The following is a 19,765-nucleotide window of genomic DNA, read 5'->3' as shown; positions in this document are numbered from 1 at the left end:
TCCGATGACTGAGCGGAAGAGCGCGGTCCTGGAGGTGATCGCCCTCGGCGTGGAGGACGCGGTCGCCGCTCAGGCCGGCGGTGCGGACCGGCTGGAGCTGGTCACGGACATGGCGGCCGACGGACTGACCCCGTCGGTGGAGACCTTCGCCGGGATCCGCGCTTCCGTCGACATCGCGCTGCGCGTGATGCTGCGCCTGTCCGACGGCTTCTCGGCGGGCGGCACGGCGGGCGTCGACGCCCTCGTACGGGCCGCGGGCGGGCTGCGGGACGCGGGCGCGGACGAGTTCGTGCTCGGCTTCCTCGACGAGCACGGGGGTCCCGACCTGGCCGCCGTCGAGCGGATCGTCGCCGAACTGGACGGCTGCCGCTGGACGTTCCACCGCGCGATCGACCGCGCCGCCGACCGGGACGCGCTGCGCAAGCAGCTCGGTGACCTGCCCGGCCTCGACGCCTATCTGACCGCCGGGTCCCCGGCGGGTGTCGACGACGGGCTCTCCGTCCTCGCGGCCGAGGCCGCCCGCCGCGGTGAACCGGGGTACGAGCCGCGGATCATGGTCGGCGGGGGGCTGCGCCTCGACCATCTGCCGGAGCTGCGCGCGGCGGGTCTCGACGCCTTCCACATCGGCGGTGCCGCGCGTCCGGAGGGCTGGACGGGGCCGGTCTCCGCGGAGTCGGTGCGGGAGTGGCGGACCGCCGTCGACGCGTAGGCGGCCGGTTCTCCGGTCCGGGAGGTCACGGATCCATCTCCGCCTCGTAGTTGTTGTGTTGTGAGAGTCACGTGCCGATCACCGCACGGCTTTTCGCGTGCATATTTGATCTGCCTCGATCGCCCGGGGCATGACAATCACACGGATGTGCGTGCCGGAGAACGCGGTGCGGCAGCACAGCAGCATCAGGGGGACAGGGCTTCATGCCATCCATACGCAGCCGCACGCTCGCGGCGGCCGCCGCCGTGATCGCGGCCGTCATGATCACCACCACGGCCTGTGACAGCAAGAAGGACGACGAGGGAGCCGCCGCGCGGCCCTCGTCGTCCGCCCAGGCCGACAAGGGCGTCGACACCGGCCAGGACGACGGCTCCGCCTCGCTCGGCGGCTACAAGCTGCCCGACGGCCTTCCCACCGAACTCGGCGGCGCCGCCCTGGACAAGTGGAAGAACGGGGGGTGGCAGGACTACAGCGACTGGGCCTCCAAGGCGGAGGACTTCGCCAACCCGTACATCAAGGACTTCTGGTCGCCGGAGAAGATGGCCCAGGCCAAGGCCGGCATCCCCGTCGTCCGGGCGGGCAGCACCAGTTCGGGCTCCGGCAGCGGCGCCACCTCCTACCTGCCCGACGGCAAGGTGACGAAGCAGACCGCCGCCAAGGTCAAGAGCACCTATCACCACTACGCGCCGCCCGTCGGCAAGATGTTCTTCTCCTCGCCCCAGGGCAACATGGTCTGCTCGGCCGCCGTCGTCACCGACCCGGCGCACCCCGGCAAGTCCAACCTGGTGTGGACCGCGGGTCACTGCGTGCACGCGGGCAAGGGCGGCGGCTGGTTCCGCAACATCGCCTTCGTCCCCTCGTACAACAACAGCGCGAGCCTGACCAACCGGCAGATCACCAACCCGCGCGCCAAGTCCGTCTCCCCTTACGGCATTTGGTGGGCCGACTGGGCCACCACGTCCTCCCAGTGGATGAAGGGCGGCGGCCACACCGGCAACGCGGCCTCCGGATACGACTACGCCGTGCTCCACGTCAAGCCCGAGAGCGGCGGCAAGTCCCTTCAGGAGCAGCTCGGTTCGGCCCTGCCGGTGTGGTTCGCCGCGCCGGCCGCCAACAAGGTCGCGTCCATGAAGGTCCGCGGCTACCCGGCCGAGGCGCCCTACGACGGCTCGAAGATGTACGACTGCCACGGCGCCACCAAGCGGTTCGTGCTCGCGAGCAACGTCCCCGCCCAGTACATGATCGGCTGCACCATGAACGGCGGCGCGTCCGGCGGGCCCTGGTTCATGAGCCACAACGGCCGGACCTATCTGGTCTCCAACAACTCCCTGAGCGACCGCAAGACGTTCATCACCGGGCCGCGCCTCGGCGAGAACGCCAAGCAGGTCTACCTGGCGACCAGCCGAAAGTTCAAGTAGCCCCTCGCGCACATCGGTTCACGGCCCCCGGCATCCGTGCCGGGGGCCGTCCGCGTCCGTACCGGGGGCGCCCGGGTCCGCGCCGGGTCGTCGGCCGGTCAGGCCAGTTCGGCCGGGAGCGGGGCCGCGTGGGTCACGATCAGCCCCGAGACCGCCCGGGTCAGCGCCACGTACAGGCGGCGCAGCCCGGTGCGCTCGTCCGGCTCGCCGTCCACGACGGCGCCCGGCTCGTCCAGCACCACGTAGTCGTACTCCAGGCCCTTCGCGAGGGAGGCCGGCACCAGCGTCAGCCGGGTCTCGGCCGTCGTCTCCTCGCCCGGACCGATGTACGTCCGCCCGGCCGCCGTCAGCGCCTCGGCGAGCACCGGGATCCGGGCGTCGGCGGCGATCAGTCCGACCGACCCCTCCTGGGCCAGCAGTTCCTCCACCGCGCCCAGGACGTCGGCGTCCGCCGTACGCGCGCGCACCTCGAAGAAGCCCGGGTTCTCACGCACCGAGGCGACCGGCGTGAGACCGGGCGCGATGTGCGGCAGCAGCCGGGACGCGTAGGTGATGACGTCCGTGGGGACACGGAAACCCGCGGTCAGCTCCTCGACGATCGCGTCGCCCTTGCCCAGATGCCCTAGGGCCTCCTCCCAGCTCCGGGTCGCCCACGGGGTCGTCCCCTGCGCCAGGTCCCCGAGCACGGTCGCCGACCCCGTCGTACAGCGCCGGCCCACGGCGCGGTACTGCATCGGCGACAGGTCCTGCGCCTCGTCGAGCACCACGTGCCCGAGGGAGTGGGTGCGCTGGACGAGATCGGTGGCCTCGTCGATCAGCACGGCGTCGGCGGCCGACCACTTCGCGCTCTTCACGCTGCGCACCGGCTTCGCCCAGAGGATCTCCTTCTGCTCGGCCTCGTCCAGCAGCCCCTCCGCGTGCGCGGCGAGGAACCCGGCGTCGGTCAGCAGCCGCAGCACCAGCTTCGCGGGGTCGACCTGCGGCCAGATCGCCTTCACGGCGGCCTTCACGGCGGGGTTGCGGGCGACGGCGTCCTGCACCCGGTCGTCCGGCGCCTCACCGGAGCGCTCCATCTGGACCAGCACGGCGTGCGCGATCCGCTGCGGAAGGGCCTGGTGGGCGGCGCCGTACCGGATGTCCCGCTCCAGCAGCTCCCGGACGATCTCCTCCAGCTCGTACGCGGGAACGCGCCAGCGCCGTGACCCCCTGACCACCATCACGGGCTCGGTGGGGACGGTCACGTGCGAGCGCACGGCCCGGCGCAGCACCTCGGCCATCCGGGCGTCGCCCTTGATCACGGCCGCCGGCGCGTCGTCGCTTCCGCGCACCTCGACATGCCCGACGAGGTCGTCGACGGTCGCCTGCCTGACCTCCAGCTCGCCCAGCGCCGGGAGGACCTGCTCGATGTAGTGCAGGAAGGACTTGTTCGGTCCGATCACCAGGGTGCCGGTGCGGGCGAGCCGTTCCCGGTGCGCGTACAGCAGATAGGCGACCCGGTGCAGGCCGACGGCGGTCTTTCCGGTGCCGGGACCTCCCTGCACACAGACCGAACCGGACAGCCCGGACCGTACGATCTCGTCCTGTTCGGGCTGGATGGTCGCCACGATGTCGCGCATCGGGCCGACGCGCGGGCGCTCGATCTCCTGCTGGAGCAGCTTGCTGGTGGCCGCCGCCTCGCCCGGGTCGGAGAGGTGCTCGTCCTCGTACGCCGTGAGGTCGCCTGCGGTGTAGCCGAACCGTCGGCGCAGCCCGACGTCCATCGGGTCCTTCTTCGAGGCCCGGTAGAACGGCTGTGACACCGGCGCGCGCCAGTCGATGACCATGGGGTCGCCGTCGGCGTCGTGGACATGCCGTCGCCCGATGTAGAACCGCTCGCCCTCGGCGCCCTCCGCCAGGTCGGAGCCCGGGGCGTGCAGATAGTCGAGCCGCCCGAAGAAGAGCGGGGTGTGGCTGAGGTCGGCGAGGGCTTTGATGCGCTCGGTGATCTGGCGGTGCAGCACCTCGGCGTTCACCCAGTTCGCGGTGACGTCGCGGATGTCGAGGTTCTCCGCGTCCTCACGCATCGCGCGGAGCGCCGAACGGGAGTGGGTGAGGTGGGAGCGCTCGCGGGAGAGGGGATCGTCGGACTCGGAAGGGGCGCCGGACGGACCTTCGGACAGGGTGGACACGGGGAATTGCCTCCGGGAAACCTGCTGTGGGGGTGCTGCGGGAGTGCCGTGGTGCTTTGGCAGTGCTGCGTGAGTGATGCAGATCGTGAATCGCCACGGATTCCGTCGGGAATCCGCCGGGATTCCCTGCGGATTCCGTGGGGAATCCGGGTGCCGTCCGGTTTCCGGCCGGGCGGCGGCACTCCGTCGAGGGAGGCGGGCAAGACCGAAGATTCTAGGCGAAGGGTGGATGCCGGGGCCAATGGTTTTTCCGGCGCCCGGGCGCCGCGTCCTTCCGGCGGCCGTGTGGCGCCTCAGGGTCCGGCCCGGGAGTCCCTAGGGGGAGGGGTCCGTCGTGAGGCGTACGGCGGGTGGCCCGGAGCGGTACCTGAGGGGTGGGCGAGGTTCGGTCCATGGACCGACGCCGTTCGGGTCGGTGTGGCCGCACCATGGAGATATGAGCGCAGCCACTTTCACCCCAGGTCCTGCCCATCCCGGGCCTGTCGCGCGTGGCGCGACGGCCGTCACCTCCATCCAGCACCGCCATCGCTTCGGCGACGCGCTGAAGGCCGTCAAGGTGTTCGGGCGCGCGGCCGTCGAGGTCGTTCTGCTCGGCGAGTACGGCGAAGAAGCGGGCGTTCGGCGCCGCTGACGCCTCTTTGCCCCGGGCCCGCCAGGACTCCGGTCCGGGCCCCCCGACAGACGGCTCGGCCCCGTCTGACCTACCGCCCCCGGGGCTCCGCCCCGGACCCCGCTCCTCGAACGCCGGAGGGGCTGAAATCTTGCCGGCGTCGGAGGGGCTGGGAATGTCCCCGGCCGGGGCCGAAGGGTCGGCGGAGGCGGTGAGACTGCCTGCCGGACGGCTACTCGGTGTCGGCCAGGATCTCGTCGGCGTCCATGATCCGGTAGGCGTAGCCCTGTTCCGCGAGGAAGCGCTGGCGGTGGGCGGCGAAGTCCTGGTCGATCGTGTCGCGGGCCACCACGGAGTAGAAGTGAGCCTTGTGGCCGTCGGCCTTCGGGCGCAGGACACGGCCCAGACGCTGGGCCTCCTCCTGGCGGGAGCCGAAGGTCCCCGACACCTGGATGGCCACCGTGGCCTCCGGCAGGTCGATGGAGAAGTTCGCGACCTTGGACACGACGAGCACGCTGATCTCGCCCTCCCGGAAGGCGTCGAACAGTTTCTCCCGCTGCGCGTTGCTGGTCTCGCCCTTGATCACGGGTGCGTTCAGGTGTTCACCCAGCTCGTCGAGCTGGTCGATGTACTGGCCGATCACGAGGATCTGCTGACCGGCGAACCTGCGCACCAGCGCCTCGGTCACCTTGCGCTTGGTCGCGGTGGTGGCGCAGAAGCGGTACTTCTCCTCGTTCTCGGCGGTGGCGTACGCGAGCCGCTCGGAGTCGGTGAGGTTCACCCGCACCTCCACACAGTCGGCCGGCGCGATGTAGCCCTGCGCCTCGATCTCCTTCCAGGGCGCGTCGAACCGCTTGGGCCCGATGAGCGAGAAGACGTCCGACTCGCGCCCGTCCTCCCGTACCAGCGTGGCGGTCAGCCCCAGCCGGCGCCGGGCCTGGAGGTCGGCGGTGAACTTGAAGACCGGCGCGGGCAGCAGATGGACCTCGTCGTAGAGGATGAGGCCCCAGTCGCGGGAGTCGAAGAGCTCCAGGTGCGGGTAGACGCCCTTCCGCCGGGTCGTCAGCACCTGGTAGGTGGCGATGGTGACCGGACGGATCTCCTTACGGGTGCCGCTGTACTCGCCGATCTCGTCCTCGGTCAGCGAGGTCCGCTTCACCAGCTCGTGCTTCCACTGCCGGGCGGAGACGGTGTTGGTGACGAGGATGAGCGTGGTCGCCTTGGCCTCCGCCATCGCACCGGCCCCGACCAGCGTCTTGCCCGCGCCGCAGGGCAGCACGACCACACCGGAGCCGCCGTGCCAGAAGTTCTCCACGGCCTGCCGCTGGTAGGGCCGCAGCGCCCAGCCGGTCTCGTCGAGCTCGATGGCGTGCGCCTCGCCGTCGACGTACCCGGCGAGGTCCTCGGCCGGCCAGCCCAGCTTCAGCAGGGTCTGCTTGATCTGGCCTCGCTCGGAGGGGTGCACGGCCACGGTGTCCGGGTCGATCCGGTTGCCGACGAGCGGGGCGATCCGCTTGGAGCGCAGCACCTCTTCGAGGACGGGCCGGTCGGTGGTGGTCAGGACGAGCCCGTGGGCCGGGTGCTTGCTCAGCGTGAGGCGTCCGTAGCGGTCCATCGTCTCGGCGATGTCCACGAGCAGCGCGTGCGGGACCGGATAGCGGCTGAACTCCACCAGCGCGTTCACGACCTGCTCGGCGTCGTGCCCGGCGGCCCGCGCGTTCCACAGGCCGAGCGGGGTCACCCGGTAGGTGTGGATGTGCTCGGGCGCCCGCTCCAGCTCGGCGAAGGGGGCGATGACCCGACGGCAGGCGTCGGCCAGATCGTGATCGACTTCCAGCAGCAGCGTTTTGTCGGACTGGACGATGAGGGGTCCGTTCACACCCGTCCCTTTCGTGGTGGCGGCACCCGGCGCGGATGCTCGGCCAAACGTCCAGTGTGCCCTACCGGCGGGCGGTCACGGCTGGTCGTCGGCGAGCTCCGCGACCCCCGTGACCCTGTGCAGCGGATAGGTGCGGACCTCGTCCGCCGTGTGGTCGTACGCCGTCACGAAGCCGCCCTCGACCCTGATGGGGGCGATGACGCGCTGGCTGGCCGCGCCCTCGGCGTTGACGTAGCCGATCCACACCGCCTCGCCCGTCATGACGGCGGCCTGCATGGTCGCGAGGGTCTCGGCGGAGCTGGTGCGGGGCAGGGCGCCGTTGCCGGGGCGCCCGGCGGCCGGGTCGTCCTTGCGCGGAGCCGTGGAGGCGAGGTCACCGGCCCGGATCGCGCGGACCGCGGCACCCAGGAGCGTGGCGTCGGGGACCGGCGGGCCGTCCGGGACGGGCTCGGGCGCCGTGCGCGGCGGGGTGCGGTGGGCGTGGGCCCGGCTGATCAGCACGTCGCCCTCCGCCGACTCGGCGGCCGGCGCGAAGCCCATCGTCCTCAGGCCGGTCAGGAGGTTCGACGGGTCGGTCTGCGCGACCAGCACCGTCGGCGCGATCCGCCGCAGCCCGAACTCCTGGGAGCGCTTGTCGGCGAGGATCTCGTTGAGCACCGCCTCGTCGTCGCAGCGGACGTACGCCGACGCCGACCCGATCCGCAGATGACCGTGCCGGCGCGCCATGTCGTCGATCAGGTAGGCGAGGGGCTGCGGGACCGGCGTACGGGAGTGGGCGGCGAGGAACGCGTGCAGGTCGGACGCCGAACGGCCCGCGTCGAGCGCCCGCCGCACCGAGGCCGGGGTGAAGCGGTAGACCGTCGCCCCGCCCTTGGACTCGACGTCCGCGAGCACCCCGAGCGTGTCGGCCAGCGGACGCTCCAGCGGGCCGGGCGCGACCGCCGTCAGATCCGCCTGGAGCAGGACGTGGTCGAGCGGCTCGGGCAGCAGCGGCGCGAGGAGGGCGACCGCCCGAGCCGCCGCCGCGGCCTGCTCGGCGGGGGAGGACGTCACGGCAGCCGTCACGGCGGCGGCCACCGGGGAGCGCCGCTTGTGCGCGGGAAGCTTGTCGCCCGGACCGTCCGGCTCCGCCTCCCGCGCGGCCGCCGGGGCGGGCAGGCCCATCAGCGCCCGCCCCTGCGCGGACAGCGCGCCCCGGCCGGTCACCCCGAGCAGCTCCGCCTCGGAGAGCGTCCAGCGGGCCAGCCGGGCCCGCAGGTCGTCCGGTGAGGGCCGGACACTGCGCGAGGGCCGTTCCCAGTACAGCCGGGCGAGGAGCGAGTCCGGGTCGGGGGAGGCGCCCTCGGGGAGCTCGGCGAGCAGGGCGAGGACACGGTGGCGGACCTCGGGTGCCGCGGAGCGGTCGAGGTTCGGGCCGAGCGCCGAGAGCGTACGGTCCTTCGCGTCCCGTCCGCCGACGAGACCGGCCGTACGGGTCGCCGTGAGCCACGCCGTGGCCAGCCGCGCCCAGCGCTCCGCGGCGGGCAGCTCCAGCCACGTGTCGTACGCGGGTGTCGCCGCGTAGCGTTCGTCCGCCTCGCCGTCCGAGGCCACCAGGCCCGCCGCGTAGGCGAGTTCCACCCAGAACGCGGCGACCGGTTCGGGTACGTCGAGCGCCACCGCCGTCCGCTTCAGGTCCCGCACGCTCAGACCGCCCGCGCGCAGCACGGCGGGGCCGCCCTCGTGCCAGTCCTTCAGCAGTTCCTCGACGGTCGCCAGCGTCGTGTACGCCTGACCGGCCGCGGCGGCGTCCACAGCCTGTGGACGGTGGGACGTCGCGGCCTCGACCGCGGGCGCCGACGGTTCGGTCACCCGGTGCGCGCGGCCCGCCCGCAGATGCAGGGCGACCTCCCGGGGCAGCACGACCGTGCCCGGCGCCGTCGGCAGCAGCAGCCCCCGCGTGATCAGCCAGCGCAGATGCGCCGCGGGTTCGGCCGTCACCTGCCCGTACGGCGGACCCCACACCAGCCGGGACAGCACCTCCACCGCATCGGCGGGCGCCTCGTCCAGCAGTGCCGACATCCGGCTCCGGTCGGAGAACAGGCCGCTCAGCGAGGCCACCGCCGACACGGCGTCATGGGTGGACGCCAGCCCCGCCGCGGCCACGATCTCCTGGATGCGTCCCGGCGACATGCCCGCGGTGGCCTCGCCGACGGTCGGTCCGAGCCCCGTCGGGGACGGGTGCTGAGGGGAGGGGGCGAGCAGTTCACGTGCCGTGCGGACGAGCCGGAGCCGGTCGTCGGGCCCCCACAGGAGCGCCTGCTCGCGCAGTGTCCCGAGCGCGTGCGGGAAGGCCGCCGTGACCGCCGGGTCGCCGTCGTCGCCCGCCAGCAGCCCGAGCAGTTCGTCGTAGGTCGCCGGTTCCCGCGCCACCGCCAGCGCCTCGGCCGTCCGGAGCGTGAAGCGGTCCAGACGCTCCAGGGCGCGTACGACCGACGCCCGGGTGCCCGCCCGTGTGGCGAGCTGGGTGAGATCCGTGGGGACGGGGGTGATCAGGTCCGGCCGGGACCGCAGGAGGGCGGACAGCGAGGCGTCGTCCCGCGCGCGGAGTGCTTCCGCCAGGGACCGCGGGGCGGTCGTCTCGGGGCTCATCCTGTCAACGGTAGCGGGTGGCACGCCCGCCGGACCCGGCCCCCGGCCGGTGGACCGCCGGGCGGCCCCGCGATCCAGGACCTGTCGTCACATTCCCGCCCGCCCCGGCCCCCCGCACGTCTCCCGGCGACCGTTCTCCGATGTCCCGCACGTCTCCCGGTGCCCGGCCCCCCCGGCACCCTGCACGTCTCCCGGTGCCCGGCTCCCGCGTCCCACGCATCCGCCGGTGGCCCGCCCCGGGGTCCCGCACGTCTCCCGGTGCCGGCTCCTGCGTCCCGCGCGTCCACCGGTGGCCCGCCCCGGCGTTCCGCACGTCTCCCGGCGGCCGGTCCCCTGCACCCTGCACGTCTCCCGGTGCCCGGCTCCCGCGTCCCGCGCGTCCACCGGTGGCCCGCCCCGGCGTTCCGCGCGTCTCCCGGTGCCCGGCCCCCGTTCACCGTGCACGTCTCCCGGTGCCCGGCTCCCGCGTCCCGCGCGTCCGTCGGTGGCCCGCCCCGGCGTCCCGCACGTCTCCCGGTGCCCGGACCCCGGCGGGACGGCGCGCCTCGCACGGCAGGCCGAGCCCCGGACCGGACGCTCTCGCACGGGGGAAAACCGGTACCTTCGTCCCCACGGGGTATCCAACGCACCGGCCCCGGAGGGGACTTCGTGGGGATCGAGAGCGACCAGCTTGTCTTCGACTACCTGAGCCGGGTCGGCGACCTGGCCCATCAGCGCCAGTTGCCGTCGGGCACCCGCATGCGCCTGGTCACGGAACTGCGCGAGGAGATCGGCCGCCGCCGGGCCGGAGCCGGCGCAGACACCCCCGCCGCGGTCCGCCGCATCCTCGACCGCCTCGGCACCCCCGACGAGATCGTCGCGGCGGCCGGACGGGGCACCCGGGACGGCGAGTCCGGCGCCCGGACCCGGGCCGCCGTGCCCTCCCAGCGCGCCGCCGCCGAACCGCAGGAGCGCCCCAAGGGACTGCGCCGCGTCGTCCCCCGCCCCCGCCCGGCCCAGGAGCGGCCCGCCGAGAGCGCCGCCGCCGACGTGCCGTCCCCGCCCCATCTGGCGAGCGCGGCCGAACTGGGCGACAGCGCGACCCGGCCCGACTGGTGGCGCGGCACCGACAGCCCCTTCGGACTCGGAGACAGCGTGCCGGGGTTCGTCGGCGGCGTGGAGATCCCCGAACTGCTCAAGCCGCCGCCGGGGGACAAGGGCGGCGGCTCCGGGAAGGAGACGAACCCGGCCGAGGAGACGGCGGCACCGGACCCCGAGGACGAGCCGGCCGCCGAGGCCACCCCCGCACGCCGCCTGCCCCGCCGGCTCCTCCCGCGACTCGGCGGCTACACCAACCCGCTGCTCCTGCTCGCCGCCGCCCTCCTCGTCGCGGGCGCGGTCCTCGGCAACTGGTTCGCGCTCGGCCTCGGCTGGCTGATCGCCTACGGCTCGCGCCGGCTGACCCGGGCGGAGTCGAAGTGGGCCGTCCTCGTCCTGCCGGGACTGTCCGCCACGGTCGGCATCGTCTGGCTCTGGGGCCGTTCGGTCGGCCGGTGGGGCGACCCCGTCGCCGCGGGCCACATGAACGAGGCGATGGCCGAGACCTGGCCCTTCGTCGTCCGCGGCGCGGCGATCGCCTCGGCCCTGTACCTGGTCTGGCGCTCCCAGCGAAGGCGCTGACGCCCGGCCTCGGCGAAAAGGCGTGGACCGGTCTCCCGGGGGTCTGGGCACAATGGCGCATATGACCTCACCTGGGATGACCTCACCTGCGCTGACCGTCGGCTTCGACCTCGACATGACCCTGATCGACTCCCGTCCCGGGATCCACGCCTGCTTCGAGGCGATGGCGGCACGGACGGGGACGTACATCGACTCCGATCTCGTGGTCACGCGGCTCGGGCCCCCGCTGGAGCAGGAACTCGCCCACTGGTTCCCGGCCGAGGACATAGCGGCGATGGCCGGTCTCTATCGCGAGATGTACCCGGAGCACGCGATCACCGGCACGCTCGCGATGCCCGGCGCGCGCGAGGCCGTCACGGCGGTACAGGCGGCGGGCGGCCGCGCGGTCGTCGTGACCGCGAAGTGGGAGCCCAACGCCAGGCTGCACCTGGACCACCTCGCCATCGAGGCGGACGAAGTGGTCGGCAACCTGTGGGCCGAGCAGAAGGCGGTCGCGCTGCGCGAGCACGGCGCGAGCGTGTACGTCGGCGACCACACCGGCGACGTACGCGGGGCGCGCACGGCACAGGCGTACAGCGTGGCCGTGGCGACCGGGCCGTGCGACGCGGAGGAACTGCGCGCGGCGGGCGCGGACGTCGTCCTCGGCGATCTCACCGAGTTCCCGGCATGGCTGGAGAACCACCGCTGAGGGCATGCCGGACCAGGCACCGGCCCGAACCGCCGCTGCCTTCAGGGGCGACCGCCGTCAGGGGCGACCGCGTCGGAAACGACCGCCGTCAGGAACGGGCGGCTCGGGCGCGGCGGCGGCCCTGCGCGGCGGACTGGAGCACGCCCGCGCCGGCCAGCAGGAATCCGACGCCCATGAGCATGCTCAAGCCGAACATGTAGAACGGAAAGGGCTTCGTGCCGAACAGCAGCGGGGCCACGGTGACCAGTGTGGCCAACGCTCCGATGAAGAACACGATGGCACCGGCACGGATCAGCCCGTCACCGGCTTCAGGGGAATTCGCTTGGGTTTTGTCACGCACCCCGCCAGGGTAGTTCCCTGCGCGAAGGAACAATCCAGCGACGTCTTGTCACGAGCCGACGGACCATTGGCCCCATCCGAGCCGTTCCCCGAGAAGTCTCCGACGAGTACGAGGACGAGGACAGGCGTGCCCACCGGCAAAGACGAGTCGGTTACCCAGGCACACAGATTTCGCTAGCCTCGCTCCCATGACGAATTCCTCTGGCCGGACAGCAGGTCTGCGCTACGTCTCGTGCCTGCGCCTCTCTGCCGACTCGGACAGCTCGACGTCCATCGAGTGGCAGCGTGGCGTGATCCGTCACCACGTGGCCTCTCCGCTGCTGGCCGGCCTTCTGGTGGGGGAGGCGGAGGACACGGATGTCTCAGGATCCATCTCCCCGTTCAAGCGTCCCAAGCTGGGCAAGTGGCTCACGTCCAGGGCGGATGAGTTCGACGTCCTGATCGCAGCCAAGATGGACAGGCTCACCCGACGCTCGATGCACTTCAACGAACTGTTGGAGTGGGCGCAGGAGAACGGGAAGTTCATCGTGTGCGTGGAGGAGGGGTTCGACCTCTCCACTCCTCAGGGCAAGATGATGGCTCGCATGACAGCCGTCTTCGCCGAGGCTGAGTGGGACACGATCCAGGCCCGCATCATCAACGGCGTACAGAGCCGTCTTGAGAACCGTTCCTGGCTGGTAGGTGCTCCGCCAACCGGCTACAGCATCAAGGCTGTTGAGGGCGGGAAGCGCAAGATCCTGGAGATCGACCAGGACTTCTACCCCTACGTGGAAGAGATCTTCCAGCGCATCCGTGAGGGACAGTCCACACACCGGATCGCACGGGACTTCAACGCCAGAGGTGTACGCACGTGGGGAGACCACCTGCGGAAGCTCAAGGGGGAGAAGACCAAGGGGACTCAATGGCAGTCCATGATCATCAACAAGTTCATCCGCTCCTCATGGGTCCCCGGTCTCTACACGTACAAGGGAGAGGCTGTCCTGGACGACCAGGGAGAGCCTGTGATCCTCCCTGAGAAGCCGCTGGCCACGATGGACGAGTGGACAGACCTGGTGGACCGGATCAAGCAGGCTCCCAGGACGGAGGGAGCAGAGAAGCGCGTCAGCACCAGGAGCCTTCTGGCCGGCATCGCACGGTGCGGAGCGTGTGGAGCGGCCGTTACCTCTCTTCTGAACTCCGGACACGTCAAAAAGGACGGCACCAGGGTTCCGGGGCGCAGGTACTACCGCTGCTCCGCCAAGTTCAAGGGCGGCACGTGCGCAGAGGGTTTCTCCGTACGCGCTGACATCCTGGACGCTTGGGTCGACCAGCAGATCCAGGGGAGCGTGGGCCGGTGGGACATGTACGAGCGGGCAGGAGTCGGACCCTCTCAGGCAAGGGAACTCCAGTCGGCAAGGACACGGCTGGAGAAGCTGGAAGCTGACTTCCTGTCAGGAGAGTACGACGGAGAGGGGCAGGAAGAGTCCTACCGCCGTATGCACAAGGGGCTCTCTGCCAAAGTCTCGCTACTCGCGAAGCAGGAAGCGGAGAGGGCGCACCCGGGTGTCAAGGCCACGGGGAGGAAGTACGGAGAGGTCTGGGAAGCCAAGGACCAGGAAGACCGCAGGGAGTTCCTGAGGGCCTATCGGATCAAGGTCTGGGGATGGAGCAAGGGAGCCGACGAGAGCACGGCCGGACTGGTCATGGACCTTGGAGATATCCAGACCATGGCTGAAGAACTCTTTCCCGACCGTATTGGCGTGAAGAGGGTTCAAAAGGTCTTCAGTCGCAACGCGCAAGCGGAGCAGCGAAACAAGATCATCGATGCTCTGGCGAAGCCCGGGGAGATCCTGTCGCCGCCAGGCACGGCATCGGGCGGGCAACGGTCTTCCGTATCAAGGGAGAAGCCGAGGGAGACTAAACCTCTCCAACCACTTTGAGCCCTTGCCGTACTGGTTGGGGCTCACTCCCGTTTTAAGGCGTGTTCTGCTGGAGAGACCCCCGGTAGGCTGTCATGACGGCAGTTCAGTAAGGGTGCACCGGCCTCCAGGAGCGTCCGGGACCGATAGAGGGAGCGTGTGCTTTGCCGACTGGCAAGGTCAAGTGGTTCAACACTGAGAAGGGCTTCGGCTTTCTCTCCCGTGACGACGGCGGCGACGTCTTCGTCCATTCCTCGGTCCTGCCCGCCGGAGTAGACGCCCTCAAGCCCGGCCAGCGTGTCGAGTTCGGCGTCGTCGCCGGTCAGCGCGGCGACCAGGCCCTTTCGGTGACCCTTCTGGAACCGGCCCCGTCGGTCGCGGCCGCCCAGCGCCGTAAACCGGACGAACTGGCGTCCATCGTCCAGGACCTGACGACCCTGCTCGAAAACATCACGCCCACCCTGGAACAGGGCCGCTACCCGGACAAGACCTCCGGAAAGCAGATCGCCGGTCTGCTGCGCGCGGTCGCCGACCAGCTCGACGTGTGAGGCCCGGGCGAGAACCGGGGATCAGGGAAACGCCAGCGCGTCCGGTCCGAGGGGCGGCACCAGCCCCTCGGCCGCCGCACGGGTGAGCAGCCCGCGGACCGCCGCGTATCCGGGCTCGCCCAGATCGGCCGTGAACTCGTTGACGTACAGGCCGATGTGCTGGTCCGCGACGGCCGGGTCCATCTCCTGGGCGTGCTCCAGGACGTAGGCGCGGGAGGCCTCGGGGTCGTCCCAGGCGGCGCGGACCGAGGCGCGGGCGGCCTCGGCGAGCTCCAGGAGCCGCTCGGTTCCCAGCGACCGCCTGGCGATGATCGCGCCCAGCGGGATCGGCAGCCCGGTGGTCCGCTCCCAGTGCTCGCCCAGGTCGGCGAGCTTGTGCAGCCCGTAGTTCTGGTACGTGAAACGCGCCTCGTGGATGACGAGCCCCGCGTCGACCTTCCCGTCCCGTACGGCGGGCATGATCTCGTGGAACGGCATGACCACGATCTCGCCGACCCCGCCGGGCACCGTTTCCGCCGCCCACAGCCGGAACAGCAGATACGCCGTCGACCGCTCGCTCGGCACGGCGACCGTACGGCCCGTCAGTCCCCCGGGCTCTCGGCTTCGCTCGAGCAGGGAGGTGCCCCCAGTGCCGGCCTCCTTCGTCAGCACCAGCGGACCGCAGCCCCGCCCGAGCGCGCCGCCGCACGGCAGCAGCGCGTAGTCGTCGAGGACGTACGGCAGCACGGCGTACGACACCTTCAGCACGTCGAACTCGCCGCGCTCGGCCATGCCGTTGGTGATGTCGATGTCCGCGAAGGTCACGTCCAGCGAGGGTGCCCCCGGGATACGGCCGTGCGCCCAGGCGTCGAAGACGAACGTGTCGTTGGGGCAGGGCGAGTAGGCGATCCGCAGGGCTTCGGCGGATTCAGGCAGTGCGCTCATGTGGGTTCCAACTCTCCAGGAGGGGCCCCAGCTTCCCGAATGCCCCGGTGAGGGCCGCGAGGGCTTCGCCGATGCGCCACGCGGCGCGGTCCCGCGGGCCGACGGGATTGGACACTGCGCGGATCTCCAGCACCGGCACACCGTGCGCGCCGGCCGCCTCGGCCACTCCGAAACCCTCCATCGCCTCGGCGAGGGCGCGCGGGTGCCGGGCGCGCAGTTCGGCGGCGCGTGCCGCGCTGCCGGTCACGGTCGACACGGTGAGGACGGTGCCGGTGCGGGCGCCGGTGGCGGCCGCGATCTCTCGTACGAGTGATTCCGGAGGTCGGTGGCTGACGGTTCCGAAGCCGAGCTCGGTGACCGGAAGGAACCCCTCCGGCGTCTCGGCGCCCAGGTCGGCCGCGACGATGTCGTCGGCGACCACGAGCGAGCCCAGGGGCGCCCCGGGCTGGAACCCGCCGGCGATCCCCGCGCAGACGACGAGGCCGTAGGGCGCGCCGTCGAGGGCGGCGGCGGTCAGTGCGGCGGAGACGGAGGCGGCGGCGAGGGCGGGGCCGACACCGGCGGCGAGCAGATCGAGCCCGCCGGTCCGGTGGAGTGTCGCCCCCGGGAGCCGTATCTCCCGCGCCGTGCCGGACGACGCCGCGGCCACCGCTTCCCGCTCCACGGAGACGGCGGTGGCCACGAGCACCCTCGGCCCGGCGGCGGCGATCAGTTGTCCGTGTCCTTCTTGAACTTGAAGGACCACAGGCCGGTGACCGTCTTGTCGCCCTCCTTGACGGAGACGAGCGTCGAGCTGCCGGTGGCGCCGTACTGCTGGTTGAAGAAGACGCTGCCCGGAATCGTCAGGTACGTCTTGTTGGTGGTCTCGGGCAGAAGCTGCTGCCCGTTCATCAGGATCGTCCAGCCCTTGTCCGCGATCTTCGGGTCCACACCGAACCGCACGGTCTCGTCGGGGTCGACGGTGATGGACTTGATGTCCTTGGACCGCAGGCAGCTCGTCGGGTCCGTCTTCAGGGTGTTGCCGTCGTTGTAGCAGTCGGCCTCGGAGCTCACCGACTTGGTTCCGACCGTGACGGTGGCCATCGGGGTCGGCTTGTCGCAGGCGGACAGGGCGAGGAGTCCGGCGGAAACGGCGCCGACCGTGGCGACGGCGCGGCGGCGGCGCGCAGCGCCTTGTCCATTGGCGGCTCTGCCGCGGGGCAGGGAGGTCATGACCGAAGGCTATCGGGCACGCCGACCGGTGCCCCCACGTGGGGTGCGGCGTGCCGTGGGAGGCCCCCGCGCGGCTCAGGAGACACGGCTGCGGGCGGATCCCCCGCGCCGAGCCACCAGGAGCAGTCCCCGCACGGTCGTCAGCCATCCGACGGCGACGATCCCGGCCGCCACGGAGAGGCCGAGCGGGCCGTTGAGAGGCATCGCGATGCCGATGGCTCCGCCGAGCACCCAGGCCATCTGGAGCAGTGTCTCGGAGCGTGCGAACGCCGAATTTCGGACAAGTTCCGGGACGTCTCGCTGGATCAGGGCGTCCAGGGACAACTTGGCGAGAGCCTGGGCGAAGCCGGCGATCGCCGCGAGGCACGCGACCATCAGGGTGCCGAAGAAGAGCGCCGCCGTGATCGCTGCGGCCACCACGACCGCCACCACCGTCACGACGATGATCTCCGGGGAGCGCTGCTTCAGCCAGGCTCCGACGGCGGTGCCGATCGCGTTGCCCACGCCCGCCGAGACGACCACCAGGCCGAGCGAGACCGCGGCGCTCTTGCCGGCGAGCGGGTGCTCGCGCAGCAGGAAGGCGAGGAAGAAGATCAGGAAGCCGGACAGGCAGCGCAGCGAGGCGTTGGCGCCGAGGGCGTGGGTGACGGCCGTCCCCACGGTCCGCAGCCCGGGGCGCGGGGGTTTCTTCAGGCGCGGGCCGTGCAGGTGGTCCGGGTCGGCGGCGAGCAGCGCCGTGTCCTCACCCTTGGCGGAGTCGACCTTGGGCGGCAGCGAGAACGACAGGAATGTGCCCAGGATGAAGATCGTGAAGGCGCCGTAGAGCGGATAGCGCGCGCCCGCCGACTGGAGCAGGACGGCGATCGGCCCGGCCACACCGGTGGCCAGGAGTCCACCCAGAGTGACCCGCGAATTGGCCTTGACCAGGGAGAACGTGGGTGGCAGGAGTCGGGGTACGACGGCGCTGCGCACCACGCCGTACGCCTTGGAGGCGACGAGCACGCCGAGCGCGGCGGGATACAGCTCGAAGGTGCCGGTGACGACGGCGCTCGCCAGAATCAGCGCGAGCATCGCCCGTGCGAGCATCGAGCCCGCCATCGCGGCCCGCCGGCCGTGCGGCAGCCGGTCGAGCAGCGGGCCGATCACGGGGGCGAGGACGGCGAAGGGCGCCATGGTGATGCCCAGGTAGAGGGCGACCCTGCTGCGGGCCTCGTCGGTCGGCACGGAGAAGAAAACGGTGGATGCCAGGGCCACCGTGATCATGACGTCGCCGGCGCCGTTCACCGCGTGCAGCTCGATCAGTTTCCCGAGGCCCGACTCGCCCGCTCCGTGCGCGTGCGTGGCCTTGCGGATGCCGCGGGCGGTCCGCGACACGGGGAAGTGCAGGGCACGCCCCACCGCACGGACGGACCCGGTCACCCGGCCCGATCCGCCACTCCGGTTGCTCCCCTTGGCGCCACCGACTCCGGTTGCTCCCTGGGGTGACCTTGCGGACGCCACTCCGTCATAGTGCCCCGAGTTCGGGGTGCGTAGTGCGGTTACCGCGCGTATCGGGGCCGAGTGGGGCCCATCGGACTGGGCGAGACGGGTGGGCGCGTGGAAAACATTCGTCGCGCGGCGCGGCGGAGTGGCGGACTCCGGGGGCCGGGGAGCGCCGAAGATCCCGGCACGGAGCACCGAAGAGGGCCGCCGGTGTGGGCCCAGGCGCCAGGAGAAGGTAGCGTGCGTAACGCGCCTGCGGCGATTGTTCTCGGCCGCGCGCCTCTCGGCCATCCCGCAGAATGGATGGCGTAGGTGCGCCCGAGTGCGATCGGGCGCGGACGTCGACGCGGCCCACCGGTCCGCTCCGTCCGCACCCCCGCCGAGGACTGGCGCACCCGTGAGACGGCGTAGGAGAGAAGCGATACCTGTGAGCGCAGCGACAACGCGAAGCCGCACCCCGGACCGTCTGTGCGCCGAGGCCGTCGACCTCGCCCGCGCGGCAGCCGAGGAAGCCGCCTACCCCGGCATCGTCGGCGAGCACCTCGGGATGGTCTCCGAGGGGGACCGCGTTGTCACGCACTACTTCGAGTGCAAGGAACCCGGATACCGCGGCTGGCGCTGGGCGTCGACCGTGGCCCGTGCCTCCCGGGCGAAGATCGTCACCCTCGACGAGACGGTGCTGCTGCCCGGTACGGACGCTCTGCTGGCCCCGGAGTGGGTGCCGTGGAGCGAGCGGCTCCGCCCCGGCGACATGGGCCCCGGGGACCTGCTCCCCACGGACGCCGAGGATCTCCGGCTGGAGCCGGGCTGGTCCGGCGAGGACGAGCCCGCGCCGAACTCCGCGGTCTCCGAGGACATGGCCGAGCTGGTGGAGGCGGAGGACGCCGAGGTGACCGCGGGCACGCCCGCGCATCTGCCGATGGCTCCGCGCCGGGGCTCGATCGCCGCCGTCGCCGAGGAGCTGGGGCTCCGCCGGGCCCGGGTGCTCTCCCGGTACGGGCTGCATGTCGCGGCCGACCGCTGGGAGGACTCGTTCGGCGCCAAGACGGCGATGGCGCAGGCCGCGCCCGCCACGTGCGTGAGCTGTGGCTTCCTGAACCGGATCGGGGGCTCGCTCGGGCAGGCGTTCGGTGTTTGTGCGAATGAGTTCTCGCCCGCGGACGGGCGTGTGGTGTCGCTCGCTTACGGGTGTGGGGGGCACTCCGAGGCTGCCGTCATGCCGACGCCGCCGCGGCCGCCGCTTCCCGTGATCGACGAGACCCAGGTGGACCCGTTCCCGCTGCGTCCGTCCCCCGACTCGGGTTCGGTCCCGTCGACCACGGACGAATCCCAGGCGGAACTGGGCCACTCGTAGTTTTCACTGGAGTTTTCACCAGCCCCGGGGTCGAGACCGCCCCGGTGAACGGGCGGCCGAACCCCGGGCCCGTGGAACCGGCCGCCCCGGTGAACGGGCGGTCGAACCCCGGCCCGTGGAACCGGCGCTTCCACCTTCCCCGGCACGGACGCGCCCCAGCCGTTCCTCGCCCCCTCCGCCCCTACCCGACCCATACCTGGGGCTCCCCCCCAGACCCCGCTCCTCAAACGCCGGAGGGGCTGAAAC

Annotated in this window: 16 protein-coding genes; 8 read left to right on the top strand and 8 right to left on the bottom strand. The window is 71.8% G+C overall.

The features are described 5' to 3' along the window. Positions 1-4 precede the first annotated feature (4 nt). Together ACFXGX_RS07770 and ACFXGX_RS07765 are read left to right on the top strand one after the other, a co-directional pair. A complete protein-coding gene (locus ACFXGX_RS07770; protein ID WP_384786219.1) occupies positions 5-709 on the top strand; it encodes a copper homeostasis protein CutC in 705 nt (234 codons plus the stop codon). 203 nt (positions 710-912) lie between these two features. Beyond that, on the top strand, positions 913-2,127 hold the full coding sequence (locus ACFXGX_RS07765) for a trypsin-like serine peptidase (protein WP_384786216.1): 1,215 nt from the start codon (positions 913-915) through the stop codon (positions 2,125-2,127). A 98-nt stretch (positions 2,128-2,225) separates the two neighbouring features. Here the strand turns inward: ACFXGX_RS07765 and ACFXGX_RS07760 are convergent, their stop codons facing one another. After that, positions 2,226-4,295 (bottom strand): HelD family protein, encoded by a 2,070-nt coding sequence (locus ACFXGX_RS07760; protein ID WP_384786213.1) that lies wholly within the window; start codon positions 4,293-4,295, stop codon positions 2,226-2,228. Positions 4,296-4,731: 436 nt separating this feature from the next. Between ACFXGX_RS07760 and ACFXGX_RS07755 the strand changes: the two genes are divergently transcribed. Then, positions 4,732-4,926, top strand: coding sequence for a hypothetical protein (locus tag ACFXGX_RS07755; RefSeq protein ID WP_384786210.1), 195 nt, complete (start codon positions 4,732-4,734; stop codon positions 4,924-4,926). Positions 4,927-5,137: 211 nt separating this feature from the next. Here the strand turns inward: ACFXGX_RS07755 and ACFXGX_RS07750 are convergent, their stop codons facing one another. Next, the gene (locus tag ACFXGX_RS07750) at positions 5,138-6,784 is read right to left on the bottom strand and encodes a DNA repair helicase XPB (RefSeq protein WP_384786207.1); all 1,647 of its coding nucleotides are present in this window, start codon (positions 6,782-6,784) and stop codon (positions 5,138-5,140) included. A 75-nt stretch (positions 6,785-6,859) separates the two neighbouring features. Continuing rightward, positions 6,860-9,415: a helicase-associated domain-containing protein gene (locus ACFXGX_RS07745; RefSeq protein WP_384786204.1), complete on the bottom strand. Its 2,556-nt coding sequence runs from the start codon at positions 9,413-9,415 to the stop codon at positions 6,860-6,862. A 648-nt stretch (positions 9,416-10,063) separates the two neighbouring features. Between ACFXGX_RS07745 and ACFXGX_RS07740 the strand changes: the two genes are divergently transcribed. Both ACFXGX_RS07740 and ACFXGX_RS07735 read left to right on the top strand, forming a co-directional pair. Then, positions 10,064-11,074, top strand: coding sequence for a hypothetical protein (locus tag ACFXGX_RS07740; RefSeq protein ID WP_384786201.1), 1,011 nt, complete (start codon positions 10,064-10,066; stop codon positions 11,072-11,074). A gap of 52 nt (positions 11,075-11,126) precedes the next feature. Next, positions 11,127-11,762 (top strand): HAD family hydrolase, encoded by a 636-nt coding sequence (locus ACFXGX_RS07735; RefSeq protein ID WP_384786198.1) that lies wholly within the window; start codon positions 11,127-11,129, stop codon positions 11,760-11,762. Between the two features lie 88 nt (positions 11,763-11,850). Here the strand turns inward: ACFXGX_RS07735 and ACFXGX_RS07730 are convergent, their stop codons facing one another. After that, on the bottom strand, positions 11,851-12,102 hold the full coding sequence (locus ACFXGX_RS07730) for a hypothetical protein (RefSeq protein ID WP_384786195.1): 252 nt from the start codon (positions 12,100-12,102) through the stop codon (positions 11,851-11,853). 187 nt (positions 12,103-12,289) lie between these two features. On the opposite strand from ACFXGX_RS07730, the gene ACFXGX_RS07725 reads away from it, so the two are divergent. Then, the gene (locus ACFXGX_RS07725; protein ID WP_384786192.1) at positions 12,290-14,020 is read left to right on the top strand and encodes a recombinase family protein; all 1,731 of its coding nucleotides are present in this window, start codon (positions 12,290-12,292) and stop codon (positions 14,018-14,020) included. A 143-nt stretch (positions 14,021-14,163) separates the two neighbouring features. Beyond that, positions 14,164-14,547 carry a cold-shock protein gene (locus ACFXGX_RS07720; protein WP_339130057.1) on the top strand — a complete coding sequence of 128 codons (384 nt, stop codon included), beginning with the start codon at positions 14,164-14,166 and terminating at the stop codon, positions 14,545-14,547. A gap of 21 nt (positions 14,548-14,568) precedes the next feature. On the opposite strand, the gene ACFXGX_RS07715 is transcribed toward ACFXGX_RS07720, so the two are convergent. The 4 genes from ACFXGX_RS07715 to ACFXGX_RS07700 all read right to left on the bottom strand — a co-directional run bounded on the left by ACFXGX_RS07715 (position 14,569) and on the right by ACFXGX_RS07700 (position 18,183). Beyond that, positions 14,569-15,471 (bottom strand): 1,4-dihydroxy-6-naphthoate synthase, encoded by a 903-nt coding sequence (locus tag ACFXGX_RS07715; protein ID WP_384786189.1) that lies wholly within the window; start codon positions 15,469-15,471, stop codon positions 14,569-14,571. Next, a complete protein-coding gene (locus ACFXGX_RS07710; protein WP_384786186.1) occupies positions 15,455-16,153 on the bottom strand; it encodes a futalosine hydrolase in 699 nt (232 codons plus the stop codon). The genes ACFXGX_RS07715 and ACFXGX_RS07710 overlap by 17 nt, the downstream gene beginning before the upstream one ends. A gap of 26 nt (positions 16,154-16,179) precedes the next feature. After that, positions 16,180-16,683, bottom strand: coding sequence for a DUF2771 domain-containing protein (locus ACFXGX_RS07705; RefSeq protein WP_384786183.1), 504 nt, complete (start codon positions 16,681-16,683; stop codon positions 16,180-16,182). Between the two features lie 75 nt (positions 16,684-16,758). Next, a complete protein-coding gene (locus ACFXGX_RS07700) occupies positions 16,759-18,183 on the bottom strand; it encodes an MFS transporter (RefSeq protein WP_384786180.1) in 1,425 nt (474 codons plus the stop codon). Between the two features lie 409 nt (positions 18,184-18,592). Here ACFXGX_RS07700 and ACFXGX_RS07695 point away from each other — a divergent pair, with 409 nt between their 5' ends. Beyond that, positions 18,593-19,519 (top strand): DUF3027 domain-containing protein, encoded by a 927-nt coding sequence (locus ACFXGX_RS07695; RefSeq protein WP_384786178.1) that lies wholly within the window; start codon positions 18,593-18,595, stop codon positions 19,517-19,519. The last annotated feature ends 246 nt before the right edge of the window (positions 19,520-19,765 follow it).

Origin of the sequence: Streptomyces sp. NPDC059371 (genome assembly GCF_042751995.1) — a bacterium.
Lineage (GTDB): Bacteria > Actinomycetota > Actinomycetes > Streptomycetales > Streptomycetaceae > Streptomyces.
This window is presented reverse-complemented; position numbering and strand designations above follow the sequence as displayed.

What these genes read in the sequence shown, in the direction of transcription:
- ACFXGX_RS07745 (WP_384786204.1), bottom strand. Translation starts at nt 9,415, where the DNA reads ATGAGCCCCGAGACGACCGCCCCGCGGTCCCTGGCGGAAGCACTCCGC.
- ACFXGX_RS07715 (WP_384786189.1), bottom strand. Translation starts at nt 15,471, where the DNA reads ATGAGCGCACTGCCTGAATCCGCCGAAGCCCTGCGGATCGCCTACTCG.
- ACFXGX_RS07725 (WP_384786192.1), top strand. Translation starts at nt 12,290, where the DNA reads ATGACGAATTCCTCTGGCCGGACAGCAGGTCTGCGCTACGTCTCGTGC.
- ACFXGX_RS07735 (WP_384786198.1), top strand. Translation starts at nt 11,127, where the DNA reads ATGGCGCATATGACCTCACCTGGGATGACCTCACCTGCGCTGACCGTC.
- ACFXGX_RS07770 (WP_384786219.1), top strand. Translation starts at nt 5, where the DNA reads ATGACTGAGCGGAAGAGCGCGGTCCTGGAGGTGATCGCCCTCGGCGTG.
- ACFXGX_RS07705 (WP_384786183.1), bottom strand. Translation starts at nt 16,683, where the DNA reads ATGACCTCCCTGCCCCGCGGCAGAGCCGCCAATGGACAAGGCGCTGCG.
- ACFXGX_RS07755 (WP_384786210.1), top strand. Translation starts at nt 4,732, where the DNA reads ATGAGCGCAGCCACTTTCACCCCAGGTCCTGCCCATCCCGGGCCTGTC.
- ACFXGX_RS07765 (WP_384786216.1), top strand. Translation starts at nt 913, where the DNA reads ATGCCATCCATACGCAGCCGCACGCTCGCGGCGGCCGCCGCCGTGATC.